At 37.3% G+C, this 22284-nt stretch carries 22 protein-coding genes; 2 read left to right on the forward strand and 20 right to left on the reverse strand.

Annotation, left to right across the window (positions count from 1 at the left end; all coding sequences use genetic code 11):
* Positions 1-15: 15 nt before the first annotated feature.
* Positions 16-1185, forward strand: coding sequence for a Pycsar system effector family protein (locus HNP36_RS16410; protein WP_184166944.1), 1170 nt, complete (start codon positions 16-18; stop codon positions 1183-1185).
* A gap of 15 nt (positions 1186-1200) precedes the next feature.
* Entirely contained in the window at positions 1201-2121 is a 921-nt protein-coding gene (locus tag HNP36_RS16415; RefSeq protein ID WP_184166947.1) for a bestrophin family protein, read from the forward strand.
* An 11-nt stretch (positions 2122-2132) separates the two neighbouring features.
* Here the strand turns inward: HNP36_RS16415 and HNP36_RS16420 are convergent, their stop codons facing one another.
* The 20 genes from HNP36_RS16420 to HNP36_RS16515 all read right to left on the reverse strand — a co-directional run bounded on the left by HNP36_RS16420 (position 2133) and on the right by HNP36_RS16515 (position 22263).
* Positions 2133-4436, reverse strand: a complete 2304-nt coding sequence (locus tag HNP36_RS16420; protein ID WP_184166950.1) for a GAF domain-containing protein — start codon at positions 4434-4436, stop codon at positions 2133-2135.
* Positions 4437-4878: 442 nt separating this feature from the next.
* Positions 4879-6258, reverse strand: coding sequence for an NADH-quinone oxidoreductase subunit N (locus tag HNP36_RS16425; RefSeq protein WP_184166953.1), 1380 nt, complete (start codon positions 6256-6258; stop codon positions 4879-4881).
* Between the two features lie 16 nt (positions 6259-6274).
* Positions 6275-7768 carry a NuoM family protein gene (locus HNP36_RS16430; protein ID WP_184166956.1) on the reverse strand — a complete coding sequence of 498 codons (1494 nt, stop codon included), beginning with the start codon at positions 7766-7768 and terminating at the stop codon, positions 6275-6277.
* Complete coding sequence (gene nuoL, locus HNP36_RS16435; protein ID WP_184166958.1) at positions 7768-9681, reverse strand: NADH-quinone oxidoreductase subunit L; 1914 nt, start codon at positions 9679-9681, stop codon at positions 7768-7770. Before nuoL ends, HNP36_RS16430 begins: the two co-directional genes overlap by 1 nt.
* Positions 9682-9684: 3 nt before the next feature.
* Positions 9685-10014, reverse strand: coding sequence for an NADH-quinone oxidoreductase subunit NuoK (gene nuoK / locus HNP36_RS16440; RefSeq protein ID WP_034703571.1), 330 nt, complete (start codon positions 10012-10014; stop codon positions 9685-9687).
* 4 nt (positions 10015-10018) lie between these two features.
* Entirely contained in the window at positions 10019-10516 is a 498-nt protein-coding gene (locus tag HNP36_RS16445) for an NADH-quinone oxidoreductase subunit J (RefSeq protein WP_184166961.1), read from the reverse strand.
* Positions 10516-11073 (reverse strand): NuoI/complex I 23 kDa subunit family protein, encoded by a 558-nt coding sequence (locus HNP36_RS16450; RefSeq protein WP_040996950.1) that lies wholly within the window; start codon positions 11071-11073, stop codon positions 10516-10518. The genes HNP36_RS16445 and HNP36_RS16450 overlap by 1 nt, the downstream gene beginning before the upstream one ends.
* A 141-nt stretch (positions 11074-11214) precedes the next feature.
* Positions 11215-12279, reverse strand: a complete 1065-nt coding sequence (nuoH, locus tag HNP36_RS16455; protein WP_184166964.1) for an NADH-quinone oxidoreductase subunit NuoH — start codon at positions 12277-12279, stop codon at positions 11215-11217.
* 77 nt (positions 12280-12356) lie between these two features.
* The gene (locus HNP36_RS16460; RefSeq protein WP_184166967.1) at positions 12357-13358 is read right to left on the reverse strand and encodes a 2Fe-2S iron-sulfur cluster-binding protein; all 1002 of its coding nucleotides are present in this window, start codon (positions 13356-13358) and stop codon (positions 12357-12359) included.
* Between the two features lie 30 nt (positions 13359-13388).
* Positions 13389-13931 carry a hypothetical protein gene (locus HNP36_RS16465; RefSeq protein WP_184166970.1) on the reverse strand — a complete coding sequence of 181 codons (543 nt, stop codon included), beginning with the start codon at positions 13929-13931 and terminating at the stop codon, positions 13389-13391.
* A gap of 2 nt (positions 13932-13933) precedes the next feature.
* The gene (locus tag HNP36_RS16470) at positions 13934-14932 is read right to left on the reverse strand and encodes an ATP-dependent nuclease (RefSeq protein WP_184166973.1); all 999 of its coding nucleotides are present in this window, start codon (positions 14930-14932) and stop codon (positions 13934-13936) included.
* A gap of 3 nt (positions 14933-14935) precedes the next feature.
* Complete coding sequence (locus HNP36_RS16475) at positions 14936-15814, reverse strand: hypothetical protein (protein ID WP_184166975.1); 879 nt, start codon at positions 15812-15814, stop codon at positions 14936-14938.
* An 8-nt stretch (positions 15815-15822) separates the two neighbouring features.
* Positions 15823-17181 (reverse strand): NADH-quinone oxidoreductase subunit NuoF, encoded by a 1359-nt coding sequence (gene nuoF, locus HNP36_RS16480; RefSeq protein ID WP_184166978.1) that lies wholly within the window; start codon positions 17179-17181, stop codon positions 15823-15825.
* Positions 17182-17193: 12 nt separating this feature from the next.
* Entirely contained in the window at positions 17194-17703 is a 510-nt protein-coding gene (nuoE, locus tag HNP36_RS16485) for a complex I 24 kDa subunit family protein (RefSeq protein WP_122635523.1), read from the reverse strand.
* A 138-nt stretch (positions 17704-17841) separates the two neighbouring features.
* Positions 17842-19065, reverse strand: coding sequence for an NADH dehydrogenase (quinone) subunit D (gene nuoD, locus HNP36_RS16490; RefSeq protein WP_184166981.1), 1224 nt, complete (start codon positions 19063-19065; stop codon positions 17842-17844).
* 75 nt (positions 19066-19140) lie between these two features.
* The gene (locus tag HNP36_RS16495) at positions 19141-19635 is read right to left on the reverse strand and encodes an NADH-quinone oxidoreductase subunit C (protein WP_184166985.1); all 495 of its coding nucleotides are present in this window, start codon (positions 19633-19635) and stop codon (positions 19141-19143) included.
* A gap of 7 nt (positions 19636-19642) precedes the next feature.
* Positions 19643-20203, reverse strand: coding sequence for an NADH-quinone oxidoreductase subunit B (locus HNP36_RS16500; protein ID WP_034712360.1), 561 nt, complete (start codon positions 20201-20203; stop codon positions 19643-19645).
* A 106-nt stretch (positions 20204-20309) separates the two neighbouring features.
* Positions 20310-20681 (reverse strand): NADH-quinone oxidoreductase subunit A, encoded by a 372-nt coding sequence (locus tag HNP36_RS16505; protein ID WP_184166988.1) that lies wholly within the window; start codon positions 20679-20681, stop codon positions 20310-20312.
* 167 nt (positions 20682-20848) lie between these two features.
* Positions 20849-21025, reverse strand: a complete 177-nt coding sequence (locus HNP36_RS16510; RefSeq protein ID WP_184166991.1) for a hypothetical protein — start codon at positions 21023-21025, stop codon at positions 20849-20851.
* A 104-nt stretch (positions 21026-21129) separates the two neighbouring features.
* A complete protein-coding gene (locus tag HNP36_RS16515; protein ID WP_184166994.1) occupies positions 21130-22263 on the reverse strand; it encodes a GTP cyclohydrolase in 1134 nt (377 codons plus the stop codon).
* Positions 22264-22284: the final 21 nt, after the last annotated feature.

A 22284-nucleotide genomic window follows, 5' to 3' on the forward strand; every position in this document is an offset into this window, starting at 1 on the left:
AACAAAAATTCAGGAATGAATATTTTACACAAAGCTAAAGATTATGTAGAAATCTTATTCAAAGATAAGTTATCTTCTGTATACTTTTACCATAATTTTATTCACACGACCTATACCGTAAATAAGGCCGAAGAGATCATGCGAAATACACCTGTTTCGAAAGAAGATCAGGAAAAGGTGCTTCTGGCACTGTGGTTTCACGATACAGGATATGTGGAATGTGCGCAGAATCATGAAGAAAAAGGTGTTACAATTCTTACAGATTTTCTGAAACAGGAAAATTATCCCGAAAATTATATTGAAGATGTTTCCAAACTGATTATTGCGACTAAAATCACCTATGAGCCGCAGAATCTTCTGGAAAAGATTGTAAAAGATGCGGACTGCAGCCACTTTGCCAGTCACGATTATAATGATATTTCCGATGCCCTCAGAAAAGAATGGGAGCTTACCAACGTAAGATGTTTTTCCAATGACGAATGGAATGCCGGAAATCTTGAAATGCTCAAAAACAAGCATCATTATTATACGGAATATGCACAGGAAAACTGGGAGCCTCTGAAAAAGAAAAACATCAAAAAAATAGAAAAAAAATTGGAAAAAGAAGAGGATAAAAAGGATAATTCAGACAATAAGAAAGAGCCTAAAGAACCGAAATCCGACCGTAGTGTAGATACATTGTTCAGGGTGACCCTGAATAATCATACAAGGCTGAGTGATATTGCGGACAGTAAAGCGAATATCCTTCTTTCGGTAAATGCCATCATTATTTCAGTCTGCCTTTCTGTTCTGGTTCCCAAACTGGATACCCCTAAAAATGCACATCTTATCATTCCGAGTTTTGTACTGCTTATTTCAAGTGTTCTGACCATTATATTTGCAATCCTGTCTACAAAACCGAATGTAACAAAGACCCATTTTACGGCTCAGGATATCGCAGACAGAAAAGTAAATCTTCTGTTCTTCGGAAATTTCCACCAAATGATTTTCAATGATTATCATAATGCCATGAAAGACCTGATCAAAGACAGGGATTATATCTATGACTCTATGGTGAAAGATCTTTATTTCCTGGGAAAAGTTCTTGACAGAAAGTATAAGCTATTGTCCATTACCTATAAGATTTTTATGGCAGGAATTATTATTTCCGTGCTTTCTTTCGGATATGCTTTTCTTTCCCTTTAATTAAAAATAAATGCGATGATTGTAAGACAGCGCACCAACTGGCTGAAAATGTTGTTTATATGGAGGGGTTCCGTATTAAAGAAAATTGTAGTACAGCTGGTTGTTATTTTGGTTTTCTCACTGTTAATTTATTTTTTTAAAGGCAAGATCTTCGATTATAAGGTACATCTTAATCCTACTATTTTTACGCTGATTGGTCTTGCGTTGGCTATTTTCATGGGATTCTGCAATTCCGCAAGCTATGACCGTTTCTGGGAAGGTCGTAAGCTTTGGGGGCTGCTGGTGATAGAAACAAGATCCCTGACCAGACAAATACTCTCATTAGTAAATGATCCATCGGATGCTAAGGAAGAGAAAGAAAGGATCATCAGAATGATATCAGCTTTCTGCTGGTCCCTGAACTATCAGTTGAGGGACAAATCCGGGACGGAACATTTAACAAGGCTTCTTTCACCGGAACAGGCAGAGCAACTGAAAGATAAGAAATTCATTCCCGGCATTATTCTCGGTTTTATTGCAGACTGGCTGAATGAGCAGCAGAAGAAGGGAAATATTGATACCATCGTTATGACTTCTATGGATCATCAGCTGAACCAGTTTTCCAATATTTCAGGAGGATGCGAGAGAATTCACAACACACCGCTGCCTTTTGCTTACAGCGTGCTTCTTCACCGTACGGTTTACCTGTATTGCTTCTGGCTTCCTTTCGGGTTGGTGGATACGCTTGACTGGATGATGCCTTTGATCGTTTTGCTGATAAGCTATACATTTATCGCGCTGGATGCTATCATTCAGGAAATAGGAGAGCCTTTTGGAGAGGAAGAAAATGATCTGGCCCTGAACAGCATATGCCGAACTATTGAATATTCTATTTTTGAGCAGGCGGGAATATCGCAGGGAGAACTGAAAAAGCCGGATACTTATTTTATAGATTAATCTGAACTGTTTTACTTCGCCAAAGAAACCCTCAGCGCCAGCAACCCCGTAATTCCCTGTAAATCCTCTACTTTTAAGAATTCCACATCGTTCTGTAGAATTTCTTTTTTCTGAAGCTTATTGATGTATTCCAGGTATTCTTTCTGGTTTTCCATCCCGAAATAGACGATGGTAATTTTTCCCGGGCAGGTTATTCTTTCCGGAGAATCTTTGACATGGGCTTTGTCCAGACGTTTTTTTATAATTTCATAATAGGAATTATAGGCGCCGTCTACATCGAAACGTTTTTCATCCATTCTGAAACGGATGTCTATTTTTTCGTTATAAACAAAAAGCAGTGAGGCAATATCCAGCTGGATTGGCAGATTGTTTTTAAACGTCTGGAATTCGCGTTCCATATTGCAGATGGTCTTCAGTTGCCAGTACCTTAATTTGTGAACTACTTTTGAGGTGTAACTAAGATCCGGGGCAATATTATGGCCAATATACAGGTTGTGCTCCACACCATCGGATTTGAATCTTTCATAGTAATGGGGAAAGATCTGTTGGGCTTTGACCTGGCTTTCATCCAGCATATCTGCAAGCTTTCTGTTGACCAGCGTTATAGAATCATCTAAATTTTTCCTGTTGGCATAAAAAAGATCGGTTTGGGTAAAAACCTGTACAAAATAATCTTTGATCTTATTTTTTATCTCCTTGTCGGTTCTGAGCTCCAGTTTTCCCTGAAGGTAAGGATGAATTTCTTCTCTCAGAAATCTCTGGAAACGCTGTTCCGTATCGGCTTTGATCTCGTTATTCAGTTCATTTTCAAAGACGTCAAGAGCCAGAAGGTATTTCTCTGAATCTGAATTAATCATCGTGAAAATATCATGTAGACTTTCAAGCTGTTGGTTGAGGTCTTCAAGCATAAGATTAAAACGCTTGTCTGAGGAGGAACGGATATCTGAGAAACCAAAAAGCGGAGTTAGATTTTTAAAAGAGATCTGTTTCAGCGTATATATTTTTTTTGCCAGTGAAGCATTGAAATATTTCTCGGCTTCATTTCTGAATTTCCATACCACACTATCGTGGATGGAGGTATATTCGCGCTGAATGATGGCTTCTATCTGATAGTTCTTCTCAAAGCTGAACCTGTTCAGGGAGAAAAGGATCATATCTGTTAAAAATTCCAGTTTTTTAAGCTTTAACCCGTTAAAACTGTTCGCTTGCGGAGACGTGAACTCCATAATGGCCAGAAGTTCACTGTCTTTCATGATGGGAATCACCATGAAGCTATTGATATTGTTATCCCTTAAAATGCTGAAAGAGGGAAGGCTTTTAACATTCTCATCCATATTGTTGACGTTGGAGATAACAATAGGTTTGGAATTATGATTTAAATTATTAAATGTACTCTTCCGGGTTTCTTCATCAAATGCATTGATCCAGAAATCCAGAACATGATTGGTGAACAGGTTTTCATAAATGGGGAGCCTGCCGAGTTTCTGATCTTTCTTATCGAACAGCATTAAACCGAAGTTAAGTTCCGGTACATCAAAATAAGACTTGAAAATTTCTACAAGATTCTCATTCGGGCTCAGATCTTCAGGATCAATCTCTATCATGCTTGATTTCAGGTCGGACAATGCCACTTCTGAAGTACAGTCTACGAGAGAAATAATAGCAAAACCCTTTAAGACCCATGATTTTGATGGGAAATACTTTTTCCACAGCTTGAAATCATCCAGGTTTTCCAGCAGCATATCAATAATATCATCAGACGGGATTTTGGCATTTTCAGTAGGGTAAACTTCTGTAAAATCAGCATTTACCGTAATCTTATAATGCTTCATGATTCCCAGCCTGTTCGGAATATCATAATAAAAAGGAATAGTACTTCTTACATCCCTCTTAAAATAAGTTTGGAGAATAAGACAGCAGCAGAAGACATAAAATTCGTTATCATCAATATTTCTGAGTTCTATTTCAAAATCTTTTCCTGCATCTTTCAGTATATTTTTAAATCTCTCGGTATAATTGAAAGTAATATTGGAAAGGGGAATACTTGCGGCCTTGATCTCGTTGTTGGTAAGCCCTGTCGGGAAGAGGTCTGCAAGAAGCAGTTTGATGAGGTCTTCATGTTTTTTCAACAGTGAGACATCCTGAAACCCGTCTTTTAATTCCTGGAAATTTTTAGTTCTTTCAATAAGTGATTCTGCATAATTGACCCGGTATTCCAAGCGGTCGTTATAGCGGATATGTTCCAGCACATCCAAATATTTTTTGAATGATATAAGAACCTGAAATGGAGCGTCTTTTTTGTAAAGATTGGCCAAGAGCTGAAATTTAGGGTAAAGTTATGAAAAAAACACAACTTCCAAGTGTATGCAAATTCGTAAAAAGAATGATTATAAAAGCTCTATTTGTTCTTTATTAAACAATATCGGGATATTGATAAAGTATTATTTATCGTGGCAAGTATACTTTATTAAAAAATATGTTTCTGATTATGCTGTTACTTTATGAGTTTTTTAACGCAAAGTTTATTATTTATAGTGTATATATTAAGGCTGCAAAGAAGGAATCAACCAAAGGTTGATTTAATTAAGCGGACTTTTTATTCTTTCGCTTAATCAGCAATAGGGTTGCCTATCTTTGCCCTACTTAAATGAAACGGTTTTTAAGTGAAAACTTTGCGTTTAAAAAAATAATGATCCCAATTATTACAAAAAAAGCACAACTGAAAAGTTGTGCTTTTATATATTTTATATCAGGATTCTATAATCCGAACTGTTTTGCAAACAGATCCGGGTAGACACCCAAAATAATAATTGATGCAATAACAAATACCGCTATGATATTGTAAGTAAGTGTTACTTTTTCTGAAGATTTGAATGTAGTTTCTTTAAAGAAGAACATCGCAATAATCAGTCTTAAGTAATAGGCGATGGAAAGGGCAGAACCTAAAACAGCTATTAATACAAGGAAAGCTGCACCGTTCATTGCCTGGGAAAATAAAGCAAATTTACCCATGAAACCAGCAGTTAACGGAACTCCTGCCATTGAAAGCATGGAGATTGTAGCAACAGTAGCCAACAGAGGTTCAGTTTTAGCCAATCCTTTGAAAGCTCCGAAAGAAGTTTCTCTCTTCAGCTTTTCTACCCAGATCAGGCACATGAAAACTCCTACTGTAGACAATGAATAAGCGAATAAATAAAAGGCAAGATTATAAGTAGACAGGTTTGTCATTCCGAAGAAAACCAGTCCGATGTATCCTGCATGAGATACTGAAGAATAGGCAAGCATTCTTTTCGCATTGGTTTGGGCAAGACCCATAACGTTTGCCAAAAGTAAAGTAATGATCAGGAATACTCCCAAAACATTAATCCATTCATGGGTAACTCCTGTAAAACCTATGGTCATCAGCCTGAATAAAGCAAAGAATCCTGAGATCTTTACTACACTCGCCATAAATGCTGTGATTAATGAAGGTGAACCTGCATATACATCAGGGCTCCACATATGGAAAGGGGCTAAAGCTACTTTAAATGCCAATGCGCAAAGGATCAGTAGAACCCCCAGGATGAACATTACATCTGTAGTATTGGCCAATCCGAAATCGTGGATTTTATAGAGATCAAAGCTTCCGGCACTTCCGTAAATAAATGCAATACCGAAAAGTAAAAAACCTGTCGCAAAAGCACCCATTAAGAAATATTTGATTGAAGCTTCGTTTGATCTTAAATCAGTTTTGTTGGCACCGGCCATTACATATAATGGGATGGAAAGGATTTCTACCCCTAAGAAAAGGGTTACCAGATTCTGGAATCCGAAAAGAATAATTCCTCCGCATAATGCAAAAAGCATCAGTGCATATAATTCCGACTGGTGGCTTCTGTGGTTGCTGAATGCAAAACCTCCCAGAAAGAATAACAATAATGTCGTTACAATTGATATTTTGGTGAATAACGCAGTATTTAACGTATACTCATACATATGTCTGTACTTTTCGAAGAAAGAACATTCCGGTAAGAAGCTTACGTATAATGCTACGATTAATCCTAAAATCCCAATGTATCTTGCGAATTTTCCGCGTTCAAAAACTCCTGAAAATAACGCAATAACTGCCGTTAGGAAAACAATAATTAAAACACTCATTTTTTAAAATATCAAATTAGCTTACCATTGATTGGTAGATAAACTTCAACGAACTATTCACCATATCGATTATCGGTTGTGGGAAGATACCAAATACAATCACAAAAACCGCTAAACTTGCCAATACAGAGAATTCTACACTGGAAAGGTCTTTTGCTGTACTTAAAACAGCTTCGTCTCCTTCTCCGAACATTGCTTTTCCGTAAAATCTCAATAAATAGACAGCACAAAGGATTACCGTAAGACCTGCAATTATTGCTGCCAGTCCGTTAAAATCATATACAGATTTCAACAGGATGAATTCCCCGATGAATCCATTCGTCAATGGAACTCCCATTGAACCTAAGATAATGATCAGGAATAATACGGCAAATTTAGGAGCTACTTTTGCTAAACCTCCCATCTGTCTGATATCTCTTGATTTAAATCTCTTGTATAAAATATCACAGCAGTAGAATAATCCAACTACGTTGATACCGTGGGCAAAAGTCTGTACCATTACACCTTCAGCACCTTCAATATTGAATGGGCCTCTTAAAGAGATTACTGCGGAAGAGAAGATCCCGGCAACCATCAATCCTACGTGAGAGAAAGATGAATAGGCAATAATTCTCTTCATATCTGTCTGGATAATTGCGATTAATGCACCGTGAACAATTCCTACAATAGCAAGGATAATAACGATCTGTCCTGAAATTCCTGCAATAGGAAGCGGGGTGATCGGTAATAAATAACGCATAACACCATACACTGCCATTTTCAGCATGATCCCTGATAAAAGCATGGATCCCTGAGTAGGAGAGTAGGTATAGGTGTCCGGCTGCCATGTATGGAAAGGGAATACCGGTAATTTCACTGCAAATGCAAAGAAAATAAACCAGAATACCACAGTCTGCTGCACTTCGTTAAGATCGGCATTGTAAAGATCTGTTAAAGCGAATGATGCAGAGTGGTTGTACACATAGATCAATCCGGCTAACATAAATAACGATCCAACGAATGTATATACGAAGAATTTTGTAGTGAATTCAAATCTTTTGTTTTCCTGGCCCCAAAGTCCGGCAATGAACCAGATCGGGATAAGAGTTACTTCCCAGAAAATGTAGAATAGCAATCCGTCAAGCGATGTGAAAACGCCTATAAGACCGAACTGCATCAGCAGGATCAGACCGTAGAATGTATTTCTGTAGCTTACATTTTCGTTGAAAGAAGATAAAATAATGATCGGCGTAAGAATGTTGGTCAGCAATAAAAGCAGAAGGCTCATTCCGTCAATTCCGAAATGAAGTGAGCTTTTAATGAATTGTGACCAAGGATAATTGATCTCGTGCTGTAATACACTGTCTACCGTCGGATTAAAATTGAAATCCGAAGCAATATAGAAGGTAATAAGCATCTGGACCAATGCAATTCCCAGCGCCAAATATTTGCTGGATTTATCTTTCCATGCAAAAACTAATCCCGAACCTACTAGAGGTAATAGTAATAATGTTAATAATAAACCAGACATTATTGTAATATAAAGTTAACAATCAGTATAATTCCCACTGCTAAAGACATGATAAGAATATAAGTCTCCACATTTCCGTTCTGGATACGCTTCATGGCTTTTCCGCTGTCTTCAGCACCTTCGCCTACGAAGTCCACAAAACGGTCTAAGATCCCCTTATCGAACATCTTTCCTCCGCGTCCTAATCCTTCAACAGTTTTTACAATCAATGCATTGTAAAGTTCGTCTACATATAGTTTTTTAGCAGAAAGCTTTTCCCATCCGGTATAGCTTTCTTCCGCAAGCGCCATTTTTTTCTTCTTCACGTAAGTATTTTTTACGATGAACCAAACAGTGAAGAACATCAATACAGTAGCTCCTAATAATATCATTTCAGTACCAAACGGAACTCCTGAAAGAGTAGCTTCCATTTGGCTGAAGCTTTGCTCAGTAAGAACAGGCTTAAGCCATTCCATTAATTTGGCATAATGACCGTGTCCGATGAAGTGAGGAAGGTTGATAAGACCTCCAAGCACTGAAAGGATGGCCAGTACGATCAACGGAAGTGTCATATTAGACGGGCTTTCGTGTAAATGGTGCTTCTGGTCTTCAGTACCTCTGAATTCTCCGTGGAAAGTCAGATAATACAGTCTGAACATATAGGTTGCAGTCATTGCCGCTAAAACAAATAAGATTACCCAGTAAATTGGGTTTTTAGCGAATGCTGCTACTAAAATTTCGTCTTTTGAGATCATCCCTGACAATAAAGGGAAACCTGAGATGGCCAATGTTCCGATAAGGAAAGTAGCGTGTGTGATTGGAATGTATTTTTTAAGACCTCCCATGAAACGCATATCCTGCTCGTTGCTCATAGCGTGGATTACAGAACCTGCTCCCAGGAACAATAATGCCTTGAAGAATGCATGCGTCATTACGTGGAACATCGCTGTTGTATAAGCTCCCAATCCTAAAGCAATGAACATGAATCCAAGTTGTGAAACGGTAGAGTAAGCCAATACTTTTTTGATGTCGTTCTGGCGAAGCGCATAGAATCCGGCCAAAGCAGCCGTTAAAAATCCGATGAATAAAATTCCTCCCTGAACTGTTGGTGCTAAAGTAAATAAGAAGTTTGACCTTACTACTAAATAGATACCTGCTGTTACCATCGTTGCCGCGTGGATCAACGCTGAAACAGGAGTTGGCCCGGCCATCGCATCCGGTAACCATGTATATAAAGGAACCTGAGCTGATTTACCGGTTGCCCCGATGAATAAACTCGCTGTAATAAAGATAATTACCGTTCCGTCCAATTCAAATTTTGAAGAGTTCTGTGCTACTGTAAGGTAGTCTACAGCATTGGTTTGAGAAGCGATCATGAAAATACCGATCAGTAACGCAAGGTCACCGATTCTGTTCATAATGAAAGCTTTTCTTGCGGCTTTACCATATTCTTCGTTGGTATACCAGAATCCGATCAACAGGTAAGAGCAAAGACCTACACCTTCCCATCCGATGAACAGGATCAGGTAGTTGCTTCCCATTACCAGAAGCAGCATGGAGAAGATGAAAAGATTCAGATAAGTAAAGAACTTATAGAAACCTTTGTCGTGGCTCATATATCCGATAGAGTACAGGTGAATCAAAGATCCAATCCCTGTAATGATCATTACCATCATTAATGAAAGCTGATCAATCTGGAATCCTACATTGATCTGAACTCCGTTTACCGTAAACCATTCAAATGCTTTTACAATAATTGGCTGACTTTCAGAATCAAATTTCATGAAAAGGCTTACCGCAATACAGAATGACCCGAAAACCATTGCCGTAGCGAGAGAGCCTACGAATATTTTTGGAAGATTTTTCCCGAATAAACCGTTAATAAGAAACCCTAAAAGTGGTAAAAGTACTATTGCATACACTAAATTTTCCATTCCTTATCCTCTTAATTTATTAAATATACTTACATCTACAGAACGGGTATTTCTATACAGCATCGCAATAATTGCCAGACCTACCGCTACTTCAGCGGCGGCTACCACCATAATGAAGAAAACTAAAAGCTGTCCGTCTCCGTTTCCTTTGTACGCTGAAAAAGCAGCTAATAAAAGGTTTACAGAATTCAGCATAAGCTCTACACAGCCCAAAATAACAATAGCGTTTTTTCTCAGCAATACTCCCAACACTCCCAGACAGAACAATACTGAAGAAAGAATGATGAAGTAGTTAAGAGGAACACTTTGTATAAATGTATTTACTTCTCCCATAATTTTATAAATCTTTTTTACCGATTAATACCGCACCTACGATACCAGCCAAAATCAGGATGGAGGCAAGCTCAAACGGTAAAACATATTCATTAAACAAAAGTCTGCCCAGATTTTTCGTAAGACCAACCCCTCTGTCTACATTTTCAACAACAATGTGATTGTCCTGAACGCCTCTGAATACACCTAAAACTCCAATTAATAAAAGACCGGCTGTAAAAACTCCGACAAATTTTAAAGTATTGCCCTTCTTACTTTCGTCTTCTTTATTAAGGTTAAGCATCATCAGGATATAAAGGAATAATACCATGATGGCTCCGGCGTACACTATAATCTGAATGATTGCAAGGAACTGTGCATTCAGAAGAATGTACATGCCCGCAATGGAAAACATCGTAACAATTAATGACAAAATAGCATAGAGAGGATTTCTTGCAAATACGAAGTAAACCGCACTTGCCACTGCTAAAAACGCCACCAAGAAAAATAAAATCTGATCCATTATTTTACCGCATTTTTTTGTTTCTCGGATTGTCTTGTCGTAATATCAATCCTTTCATTTATTTTTTCAACCAACTTATCTTTTCCGTAGATGAAAGAACCTCTGTTGGTTTCTACGTCTACCAGTCTGTCTGTAAGGTAAATGGCAGATTTCGGACAGGCTTCTTCACACATTCCGCAGAAGATACATCTCAGCATATTAATTTCATATACTGATGCGTATTTTTCTTCTCTGTAAAGGCCTTTTTCCTCTTTGGTTCTTTCAGCAGCCGTCATGGTAATGGCTTCTGCAGGACAGGCTACCGCACAAAGTCCGCAAGCCGTACATCTTTCTCTGCCTTCTTCGTCTCTTTTCAGAACGTGCTGACCTCTCCAGATGGTAGTTCTCGGCTTCTGTACTTCCGGATACGAATATACTGCGGGAGCACCTTTTATCACGGTTCTTACAGCATGCTTGAATGTAATCCCCATCCCTGTAAAAATAGCAGGAAGGTAGATTTTTTCAGCAAGGGTCATTTCTTTATTGGAAACAACTTTTGATCTGTTCGTAAGTTTCATTTAATTATAGATGTTAGATGTTAGACGTTAGATTTTAGACTAATCCTGTCTGTATCTTAATTTTTAATATTTATGAAGCTAATGATAATTTTATTGTTATTAAATTTTCAAATTAGCTTTTTCTCAAATTTTCAAATTGCCTTAGTTTGCAAATGCTAAAATTACAGCTCCTGTAACCAGCAGGTTTACTAATGCCATAGGAATTAAAGTTTTCCATCCTAAGTGCATCAATTGGTCATATCTGAATCTCGGAAGTGTCCATCTGATCCACATAAAGATCAGAATTCCGATTACCGTTTTCGTTAAAAATGCTACGATACTTAAAATTCCAGCTGCATTTTCACCCCAATTCTGAGTTACCCATTCAATTCCAGGGTAGTTGTAACCACCGAAGAAAAGAACAACCATGAACGCATTGGAAATAAACATGTTCACATATTCACCGAACATATATAAACCTAACTTCATGGATGAATATTCTGTAGAATATCCTGTTACCAATTCGGATTCACATTCAGGTAAATCGAAAGGGTGTCTGTTGGTTTCTGCTAAAGCGGCAGTAAAGAATACAAGGAAAGCAATCGGCTGATAGAAAATATTCCAGTTCATACCGGAAATCCAGGGAATAACTCCCCATAATTTTCCACCTGTCTGGCTTTCTGTGATTTCTTTAAGATCTAAGCTTCCTGTCATCATAATGATAGAAAGTAGCGCTAATCCCATTGCCAATTCATAAGAAATCATCTGGGAAGAAGCTCTGATAGCACCTAATAATGAGTATTTGTTATTCGAAGCCCAACCTCCGATCATGATTCCGTAAACCCCAATTGAAGCCATTCCGATGATGAAAAGTACTCCAACATCGATGTTGGCAACCTGTAAATCAAAAGAAGTACCTGCAATATTTAAACTTTTACCCCAGGGAATAACTGCTCCCGTAATTAATGAAATAAACATTACCAAAGCCGGACCCAATACGAAAAGGAATTTTTCAGCATTGGCCGGTGTGAAGTCTTCTTTAAAGAAAAATTTTCCACCGTCAGCAAGGGGCTGCAGTAATCCGAAAGGTCCTGCTCTGTTGGGACCAATTCTGTCCTGCATGATGGATGCAACTTTTCTTTCTGCCCAGGTAGAGTAGGCCGCAATCGTTAACGAAAGCAGGAAAAGTGCCAGTACAAGTATAAGTTTAAATGTTAGTAAATCCATTCTGAATTTTAGATTTTAGATTTTAAATTATAGATTATGAATTCATTTAAAATCTATAATTTAAAATTTATAATTTATTATAATTTTTCGTCTTTTTCACTGATTTCTTTAGCCATCGGATTGTCTAAAACTCTCAGTTCATCCTTAGGTTTTTCGTAGTGGTTCAATGAAATTACTGAGTGCCTGTCGATATGTCTAGGACCTTCAATATTCCAGTCAGCAAGTTCTTTTCTTTCGAAACGGCAGGTATCGCAGATGAATTTTTCAACTTCACCCCACTGATCTTTTCTTGCAGTTACTCTTACGATTTCGTCACCTTTCATCCAAACTACGGCTTTTCCTGAACATTTGTCACATTTGCAAGTTGCATTCATTGGCTTGGTAAACCAAACTCTGCTTGCAAAACGTGATGTTCTGTCTGTTAATGCTCCTACCGGACAAACGTCGATTACATTTCCGATGAAGTCATTATCCAAAGCTTTATTTAAATAGGTTGAAATTTCTGCATGATCTCCTCTGAAAAGAATTCCATGTTCTCTTTCACCTGTTAACTGGTTGGCAGCCAATACACATCTTGCACAAAGAATACAACGGTTCATGTTTAGCTTAATGTGAGGTCCAAGATCGTCTGCTTCGTAAGTATTTCTTTCGAATTCTGTTCTTGTCTGAAGGTTTCCGTGCTCATAACCAAGATCCTGAAGGTGGCATTCACCAGCCTGGTCACAAACCGGACAGTCAAGAGGGTGATTCACCAATAAGAATTCGGTAACGGCTTTTCTACCTTCCTGAGCTTTTTCAGAAGTAAGATTTTTTACTTCCATACCATCCATTACATTGGTTCTGCAGCTTGCAACCAGTTTCGGCATAGGACGGGGATCTGCTTCAGATCCTTTGGAAACTTCCACCAAGCAAGTTCTACATCTCCCTCCGCTGGTTTCCAATTTGCTGTAGTAGCACATTGCAGGAGGTACAGATTTTCCGCCGATCTGTCTTGCCGCTTCCAAAATAGAAGTTCCAGGCAAAACTTCAGTAGTCTGTCCGTCTATAGTTATTTTGAATTTTTTAACCTCTTCGCTCATATTCTATGCTTTTCGCTTAATAATTAAGCTCTATAAATTTTTAAATCTCTCTAAATTAAAATTATAAGTTTCTATAAGAAGATAATCAATATGAATTTTGAATTCTTTAATATGATTATCAAAATTTGGATATGTTTGAATAATGTATTTAACCAAATTTCTGTACTTACTTTCCTTATCTATTTGTTCACTTTTAGTTTCTTTTTTGAATGATTCAAAATCACTATAATTAAATTCAATTAAATCTTTGTTTTGACTTTTTAAAAACTGGCAAATCCAATCTTCAAAGGCCTTAGGACAAAGTGCAAAAATAAACTGATATTTTGTTTTCTCCTTATAAATTTTGAAACTGTTTCCTTCTTTGATTTTCTCGAAGTTTTTCAAATTAGGATTAAGTAATAAATCTTTCCTGTCTTGATCTACAATGCCGATAAGAAATTCTCCTCTTACTCTCTCAAAAGCTTTAATAACCTCATTTTTATTTTTTTCTTTTCGGATACATTTTTCATTTTGTAATAGCCTTCCAAAAAAATATTTATCTGCAAAACACTCAACTGCAACAACCCTTTCCATAATTAATTATTGTTCCAAAGGCTATCAAAATTGAAAAATACATTCATGCCGTACTCATAAACATCATCATTGTTTTCTCGCTGTAATTTTTTTACTTCCGTTTTGCCATCAACATTATTCACTAAGTAAATCTGTAAATTATTTTTACTTTCTTCGTCTCTCAAAAATTCCTGTATAATAAAATCACTGTGAGTAACCATGAAAAACTGATTGTTGTTCTCATTAAATTTAACCTCATTTGTAAATTCTAAAATATAAGGTTCAAAACAATGTGCTTCCGGTTCTTCAAATAATAAAACAGAATCTTGATTACTCATAATTGCAGTTTTATAAAATATTAACCTCTGCAGAGTGTCAGCAATCATATTATATGGTAATGTGAAAACAGTTCCATCTTCATATTCTTTGAAGATTTTGAGTTCGTTAGTGTTTTTCTCTATTAATAATTTAAGCTTGTTAAATGCCAAAAACTTATTTACAAAACTTCTTATTTCAGTATATTGAGAAATTATATTACCTATATTTTCTCCAAATGGGTAATTTAAATATTTTAAATAATTATTTTTATTATCATCCGATAATTTAAACTTGTAGTACTTTATATGTTCGGATTCTTTAATATGAGTAATAAGTTCTTCTCCTTTTTTTTCAATTTGAGAATTTATACTTATTTCATAGAGATCAGTTTCTGAAAAGTCATTATAATCAAAATTTAAATCAATTTGATTAATTCCTATTGAAATTTCTTCACTTATATTACTCTCATAGAATATATCTTGTAGTGCTTCAAATCTAATATATTCATTTAAAGTTTTTATATCTATTGCTCTTCTATGACTTTGATTTTTTAAAAATTGATATCCCCCTAAAGCCTCCAATATGTTACTCTTTCCTGCATTTGGCTTTCCTGCAAAAATATTTATTTTTTTACAACCATCAATTTTCAAATCTTTTATAGACTTGAAATTGGAAATAGCAATATTTTGGATATGTTGATTCACTTTCTAATTATATTTCTTTGTATTAAATGTATATCCGATTCCTACTAGGACCTGTCCGAAAATGAAATCCTGACGGGCTTTATCCGGCTTATTGTTTAATGTGGTTTTAATGTCCCACATATTGATATATCCGGCTTTCGCTTCTGCTCTTATCATCCAGTTTTTCCAGAAAACCATGTTAAGGCTGGTTCTAAGATCGGTTCCCATACCTGCAACGTGAAAACGGTCGCTTCTTTCATTTCCAAAGAGTTTAATATTACTTTTTGGAAACATTATCCCGATTCCTGCTCCATAAGACCATACTAAATCTATATTTTTCTTATGAATAAGATTTTTGTATTTCTCAAGACCTAAGTTTTCATAATTAAGTCCGTCTGTATGCTCGAAAGTCAGGAACTGGGTATCAGCTAAATTAACCTGCCCGTTCTGTACCATTCCTGCATATTTGGGATCTGAAATTGTGCCTGAAAAATCAACCGTCTGGTCCTGTTTCATCACATATTTCATATGGTCTATCCCTAAAACAAGGGCTAAATTATCTTTTATAAAATATCCCAGTCTGAAATTGTACTGCGTTACGGTAAACCAGCTTGGATCGATATAAACGATTCCGAATTTTGTAGGTTTATCTCTTGCCTGTACATTATTCAGCTGAAAATCATAACCGTTTCCTGTAAAGTGGATATCAGAATTGCTGAAAGCTCCTCTGTTCCATCCGTAAAAAACAAATACCTGACCTTTTTTGCTCAAAGGATTGGGTTTTTGCTTCTTCTCTTTTTTTGGAGCTACCTCCAGTTTGTATTCTTTGTCTAATGTATCCTGTTTTATCTGCCCGAAAGCAAACCCCGACATCATTAAGCCGACAACCAATAACTTCTTCATCTTTTTAGCTATGCATTTTTTTCAACAGCCGGAATGGGATCTGCATAATTTGCCAATCCATAGTTTTGTGTCTGAGATAATTCAGGGTTTTTAATATGCCACTCGAATTCATCTCTGAAATGACGGATCGCAGCTGCAACCGGCCAGGCTGCTGCATCTCCCAACGGACAGATCGTATTTCCTTCGATCTTTCTCTGTATATCCCAAAGAAGGTCAATGTCTTCCATTTTTCCTTCTCCTTTTTCAATTTTCTTTAAAATCTTGTACATCCATCCTGTACCTTCACGGCAAGGTGTACATTGTCCGCAGCTTTCGTGGTTGTAGAATCTTGCCAAAGTCATGGTATGATCCACGATGCACTGGTCTTCATCCAAAACAATGAAACCTCCTGAACCCATCATGGTTCCGGTAGCAAAACCACCGTCTGCCAGTGATTCGTAGTTCATGTATCTTGGTTCTCCATTTACGGTTCTCAACAATAGGTTAGCTGGAACAATCGGAACAGAGCTACCTCCAGGAATACAAGCTTTTAATCTTTTCCCATCTTTAATACCACCACAATATTCATCAGAATAAATGAATTCTTCAACTGTAATAGTCATATCAATTTCGTAAACTCCTGGTTTGTTGATGTTTCCACAAGCGGAAATTAATTTTGTACCTGTAGATCTTCCAACTCCTATTTTAGCGTATTCAGCTCCGGTAATGTCAATGATAGGAACAATGGCTGCGATAGATTCAACATTGTTAACAACGGTTGGTCTTTCCCAAAGCCCTTTTACAGCCGGGAATGGTGGTTTTAATCTTGGATTTCCTCTTTTACCTTCAAGAGATTCAAGCAATGCAGTTTCTTCACCGCAAATATAAGCTCCTCCACCTCTCTGAACATAAATTTCGCAATCGAAACCGGTTCCTAAGATATTTTTACCTAAAAATCCTGCTGCTTTGGCCTCTTCAATAGCTTCTTCCAGAATATCGGGAATCCATGAGTATTCTCCACGGATATAGATATAGGAAACATTGGAACCTAAACAGTAAGATGAAATCAGCATTCCTTCGATCAGTAAATGAGGAAGGAACTCCATCAGATATCTGTCTTTGAAAGTTCCCGGTTCAGATTCATCGGCATTTACAACAAGGTGTCTTGGAACGCCTTCCGGTTTTGCCAGAAAGCTCCATTTCATCCCTGTCGGAAATCCTGCTCCACCACGTCCGCGAAGTCCTGAAGCTTTTACTTCTTCAAGGATTTCATCAGGTGTCATTTTCAAGGCTTTTTCTGCTGCGGTGTAACCTCCCTGTTTACGGTAGGTTTCAAAGTAGCGGATGCCTTCTATATGTGCGTCTTTAAGTAAAAGTTTTTTACTCATCGTATATTTTAATTAATCTAAAGCAACTTGTCCCTGTCTGCAAAGATCAAGGATTTCGTCTACTTTTTCTATCGTTAAATTTTCATGAAAGAATTTCCCTAGCTGCATCATGGGTGCGTATCCGCAGGCTCCAAGACATTCAGCCGGTTTCAGGGTGAACATACCATCTTCGGTAGTTTCTCCGTCTTTAATGTTCAGTTTGGTTCTGATATGGTTAAGGATTTTTTCGCTTCCGCAAACCATACAAGGGCCTGTTCTGCATACTTCCAAAACATATTTACCAACCGGCTTCATATTGAACATGGTATAAAAAGTAGCTACTTCATATACTTCAATTGGCTTGATACTTAATAATTCAGCAACATAATCCATCACAGGAACGTCTAACCATCCTCCGAATTCTTTCTGCGCTAAGTGAAGTACAGGAAGAAGGGCAGATTTTTGTCTTCCCTCAGGATATCTTGCGATGATTTTGTGTACCTGTGCTAAACTTTCCGGTTTAAAAGCTATTGTTTCGCTCATATTTAAAGATTTTAGATTTTAGATTCTAGATTTTAGATGAAAAACCATACTCTAAAAATCTTATCATTTTTTATTATTTATCTTGAATACTTATTTTAGATTAATTTAAAATTCATAATCTAAAATTTATAATTTCAATTATGCGTCTAATTCTCCCGCAATGATATTCATACTGCACATCGTTACAATGGCATCTGAAATTACAGATCCGGTGATCATTTCAGGGTATGCCTGGTAATAGATGAAGCATGGTCTTCTGAAGTGAAGTCTGTAAGGGCTTCTTCCTCCGTCACTTACAAGATAGAATCCTAATTCTCCGTTTCCGCCTTCTACTGCATGGTAAACTTCTCCTTTCGGCACGTCTGTTTCTCCCATTACAATTTTGAAATGGTAGATCAGCGCTTCCATTTTCTGATAAACATCTGCTTTTTCAGGTAGGTAGAAATCGGGAACATCCGCATGGAATGGCCCTTCAGGAAGGTTTTCGTATGCTTGTTTGATGATTTTGATAGATTCCCAGATTTCCTGCTGACGAACCATGAAACGGTCGTAAGTATCTCCTGATGTTCCCACAGGGATAATAAAGTCGAAATCCTGGTATGAAGAATAAGGCTGTGCAACTCTTACATCGTAATCTACTCCTGCTGCACGTAAATTTGGACCGGTAAACCCATAGCTTAATGCTCTTTCTGCAGAAATGGCTCCTGCTCCGATGGTTCTGTCCATGAAAATTCTGTTTCTTTCCAATAGGGTACAGAATTCTTTAAATCTTGGCGGGAATGTTTTTAAGAAGTCTTTTAACAGTTCATGGAATCTTGGAGTGAAATCTCTTTCAAAACCTCCGATTCTTCCCATGTTGGTCGTCATTCTCGCACCGCAGATCTGCTCATACATATCATAAATACGTTCTCTTTCGATGAACATATAGGTAAGTCCTGTAATTGCTCCTGAATCCATTCCGGTTACTCCGTTACAGATCAGGTGGTCACCGATTCTGGCTAATTCCATTAGAATAACGCGCATATAATCTACACGCTTGGGAACTTCAACACCGATCAGTTTTTCTACGGTCATGTGCCAACCCAAGTTATTGATTGGTGCGGAACAGTAGTTCATACGGTCTGTAAGGGTAGTGATCTGGGAATAATTTCTTCTTTCAGAAATTTTCTCAAATGCTCTGTGGATGTATCCTACGGTCTGCTCTGCATGAAGAATTCTTTCTCCGTCCATCGTTAAGATATTCTGGAAGATCCCGTGAGTGGCAGGGTGGGTAGGTCCCAGGTTGAGGGTGTAAAGCTGCCCGTCAATCTGTTCCTTACTTTCGTACTGGTTAAGTATATTAGATAATGAGTTATCTTTCATAATTTAAATGCTTTAGGCTATAGGCTTTAGGCTTTAAGCTTACTGCTTACTGCTTACTGCTTATTGCATTGTTTTTTATCTTCCGAACATATTATCGTCCTTATCTGTTCTTGTACCGTCTTCCAAACGATATTCCTTCAGCATTGGGTGGTATCCCAGATCTTCCATATTTAAAATAGGTCTCAGATCAGGATGTCCTTTAAATTTGATTCCGTAAAAATCATAAGTTTCTCTTTCCATCCAGTTAGCTCCTGCAAATAATTCTACAAGAGAATCCACTTCAATATTTTCTCTGGACATAAAGATCTTCAGTCGTAATCTGAAATTCTCCATCATATTGTGCAGATGATATACTACACCAATTTCCTTGTCGGGAAATTCAGGATAATGAATTCCGCAGATATCGGTAAGGAAATTGAATCCCAATGATGAATCTCTCAGATAGTGAATGATCTTTTTGATATCTTCTTTCTTCACTTCAACCGTCAGCATTCCATAAGGTTCTGAACTTGAAATAACGGATTCCGGAAATTCTCTGGTAACAGCTTCTAATACAAATTCGTTTGTCATTTTTCCCTTAGTTGCTTATGTTGTAAGAATCTAATAATTTCTGATATTCCGGCATATCTCTTCTTCTGATGCTTTCGCTTTCTGCCAATGCCTGAACCTGCATTACGCCTTCAATAATCTGCTCCGGTCTTGGAGGGCACCCTGGAACGTAAACGTCAACCGGGATAATTTTATCAATTCCCTGTAATACAGAGTATGTGTCAAAAATACCACCGCTGGAAGCACAGGCTCCAACAGCAACCACCCATTTTGGCTCGGCCATCTGAGTGTAAACTTCTTTCAGGACTGGTCCTAATTTCTTAGATATAGTTCCACAAACCATCAGCATATCTGCCTGTCTTGGAGAGAAAGAGTTTCTTTCCATACCAAATCTTGAAGCATCATATGTAGGGTTCAGGGTAGCCATAAACTCGATACCACAACAAGAGGTTGCAAAAGGTAACGGCCAAAGAGAGAATTTTCTTGCCATCCCGATTACACTGCTCAGTTTCGTTGCGAAAAACCCTTCTCCTTCAAATCCTTCCGGAGCAGGTGCATCTGTTCTTATTACTGGTTTTTTATCTGACATTTTGTTTATAAATGTTTAAAGATTGAAGTACTTAGAAGATTCAAAAATTGAAAAAACTGCCCATTTTTAAATTATTTAAATACATTAAATCTTTTAATGTTAAAATTTATTTATCCCAATCTAAAGCACCGCGTTTCCAGACATAGAAAAACGCCATGAAGAAGATTGCGACGAAGGTAAGTACGGCAATGAAGCCTTCCATTCCGAATTCTCTGAAATTAACCGCATACGGGTAAAAAAATACGATTTCAATATCGAATAGTACGAATAATACCGCAGTCAGGAAGTATTTGATAGAGAATGGCGTTCTTGCATTTCCTTCTACAGGAACCCCACATTCCCAGCTTTGATTTTTTACAGAATTCCCTTTCTTCTGTTTCGGTCCCAGAAAATGGGCTCCAAGCAAAGAAACGGCTACAAATCCCACCGCTACACCTGCTTGAATCAGGATTGGAATATAACTTTCAGGTAAATTCATTTTTGCATTATTATCTCAATTTGCAAATTTAACGAATAAACAAGAAAGCATGAAATTAATCGGCTTAAATGTGGACTGAAAATAAGGAAAACCGGTAATTTAGAATGAATAAAAATTAGCTTTTGCGGATTATTTTTTGAGCAAACATTCCCCGTTTTTTGCAGCAGCTATTTTTTCATCTTTTTCAGAAGGGAATAGGCCATGAATGATATATATCCAAAAAGAATACTGGCCAATATTATATTAACAACCGTATTCATCCTGTCATCTTCAATACGGAAAAAGAGATTGTAGGTAATAAATGCTGCAATCAGGATGGCAAAAATTATGAGGTGTGGCTTCATGGGCAGGATTTATAAGATTCGGGTTGCGGGATTCGTGATACGAGGTTTAAAATTTGAGTTTAAAAGTATGAGTTATTCTTATGGAATATGTAATAAGTCACTAATTACTTATCATTTATATTCAATGAATAGGTTCTTCTTCTCTTATGGTTTACGGGATTATAATCCTGCCAAAGAACCTGTACACTTTTGTTTTCTTCCAGTTCAGGATTCGTTTCGGCAAAATCAATTCCCATACTGGTAAACCGGACAAAAATTTCTTTAAATATAATAGCCGTAACGCCACGTCTCTGATATTCGGGATGAATTCCGATCAGATAAAAATTCGCGCGGTCATTTTTCTTTCCTGCCTGCAAAAAGTGCCACCATCCGAAAGGAAACAGTTTTCCTTTTGACTTCTGTAAAGCTTTTGAATAGGAAGGCATAGTGATGGCAAATGAAACCAACTCGTTATTTTCGTCTACTACACAGATTACATAGTTTTTGTCTATAAAAGGGAAGTATTTTTCTTTGTAAGTTTTTATCTGCTCATCCGAAATAGGAGTGTAGGTTGAAAGATGCTTATAGGTTTCATCCAGGAGTTTAAACATCGGTTCTACGAATGGAAGTATTTCCTGTTTTGATTTGAAGTTAAGAACTTTAAGCTTATATTTCTGCGCTATCAGACCACTGAATTTTTCTACTTTTTCAGGTAGCACTTTTGGAAAGTTCATCTCATATTCCACCCATTCTTTTTCTTTGGTGAGTCCCAGTTCTTCCAGGTGCTTAGGGTAGTATGCATGGTTATAGATGCCGATCATCGTTGCTAGCTTATCGAAGCCCATAGTCAGCATTCCTGCTTTATCCAGATTGGTAAAGCCCATTGGCCCTTCGATTTTGTCTATGCTATTTTCTCTGGCGTAATCAATTGCCTTTTGAACCAAAGCTTCGGAAACTTCTTTATCATCAATAAAATCTATCCATCCGAAACGTACTTTTCTGATGCCCAGTTCCTGTTCTTCTTTATGATTGATAATCACAGCGATTCTTCCAACTACCTTATTGTCTTTCAGGGCAATATATTGCCTGGCTTTTGAGTATTGTAAAGCCGGATTTTCTTTTTTGTCCCAAATTTTAAATTCATCTTTAATAAAGGAAGGAACATAATAGGGGTTGTTTTTATAAAGATCCATTGGAAACCTTACAAACTGCTTAAGCTGCGCTGCTGTTTTTACTTCAAGAATTGAAACTTTAGACATAGTGTTTTGAGGCGTAATTAA

This window comes from Chryseobacterium shigense (assembly GCF_014207845.1).
In the GTDB taxonomy this organism is placed as follows: Bacteria; Bacteroidota; Bacteroidia; order Flavobacteriales; family Weeksellaceae; genus Chryseobacterium; species Chryseobacterium shigense_A.